Raw genomic sequence first — 1,509 nt, 5'->3', positions numbered from 1 at the left:
TTCTACATCTACTACTCGATGTTTGGCTTCCAGCGTATCGGCGATCTGTGCTGGGCGGCTGCCGACATGCGCTCGCGCGGCTTCCTGCTGGGCGGCACCTCGGGCCGCACCACGCTGAACGGCGAAGGCCTGCAGCACGAAGACGGCCACTCGCACGTGTTCCACGCCGCGATCCCGAACTGCATCTCGTATGACCCGACCTTCCAGTACGAGCTGGCGGTGGTCATGCAGGATGGCCTGCGCCGCATGTATGCCGAGCAGGAAGACGTGTACTACTACCTGACGGTGATGAACGAGAACTACGAGCATCCGGAAATGCCGGCTGGCGTAGAGGGCGACATCGTCAAGGGCATGTACCAGTTCAGGAAGGGCGTCGAAAACAGCAACGCGCCGCGCGTGCAGCTGCTGGGTTCGGGCACGATCTTCCGCGAGGTGATTGCCGCCGCCGACCTGCTCAAGAAGGACTGGGGCGTCGAATCCGACCTGTGGGGCTGCCCGAGCTTTACCGAACTGGCCCGCGAAGGCCACGACGTGGAGCGCTGGAACCTGCTGCACCCGACCGAGACGCAACGCGAATCGCACGTGACCAGGAGCCTCAAGTCCGTGCGCGGTCCGGTGATCGCCTCGACCGACTACGTGCGCGCCTTCGCCGACCAGATCCGTCCTTTCGTGCCGCGCCGCTTCGTGGTGCTCGGCACCGACGGTTTCGGCCGCTCGGATACCCGCGAAAAGCTGCGTCATTTCTTTGAGGTCGATCGTCACTGGGTGACGTTGGCTGCACTGAAGGCGCTGGCCGACGAGGGTGCGATCGGTCGCGACAAGGTGGCGGAAGCCATCAAGAAGTACAACCTCGACCCCAACAAGCCGAACCCGATGTCGGTCTAAGCGGACCGGCTGCACGAACCCCCCGCAGAAACGGTAGCGCCGCGCCGCGGGTGCCGGGCAAATGCCCGGCGCCTTGCGGCGCGGCGGCGTGACAGATGCAGGCAGTGAGGGTAACCTCACACGCTCGTATTTGTCGCGTGCGCCGGCCTGCCCAGGAGACACTGAATGAGTCAAGCGATTGAAATCAAGGTGCCGGATATCGGCGATTACGACGCCGTTCCCGTCATTGAAGTGCACGTGAAACCGGGCGACACCATCAACGCGGAAGATGCGCTGGTGACGCTGGAATCGGACAAGGCCACGATGGACGTGCCCTCGCCCCAGGGCGGCGTGGTCAAGGAAGTCCGGATCAAGGTCGGYGACAACGTCGCCGAAGGCACCGTGCTGGTGATGCTGGAGCCCGCCGGCGCCGCCGCGGCCGCGCCGGCCCCTGCAGCACCGGCGCCCGCGCCTGCACCCGCTGCGGCGCCCGCCGCGGCTCCGGCAGCGGCTCCGGCAGCGGCCGCGGCAAGCGCCCCCGCGCCGGCCGCTGCTGCAGGCCCGGTCGAAGTCAAGGTGCCGGACATCGGCGACTACGACTCGGTCCCCGTGATCGAAGTCCACGTCAAGCCGGGCGACACCATC

2 protein-coding genes are annotated in these 1,509 nt (G+C 66.3%); both read left to right on the top strand.

Going from position 1 to position 1,509, the window contains the following annotated elements:
* Positions 1–885, top strand: an 885-nt coding sequence (locus AC1DKD_RS41240; RefSeq protein WP_477144747.1) for a transketolase-like TK C-terminal-containing protein, incomplete at its 5' end; no start/stop codon positions are given.
* A gap of 165 nt (positions 886–1,050) precedes the next feature.
* On the top strand, positions 1,051–1,509 hold a 459-nt coding region (locus tag AC1DKD_RS41235; RefSeq protein WP_477144746.1), incomplete at its 3' end, for a biotin/lipoyl-containing protein.

Source organism: Cupriavidus sp. 05T313, from assembly GCF_056396665.1.
This window is presented reverse-complemented; position numbering and strand designations above follow the sequence as displayed.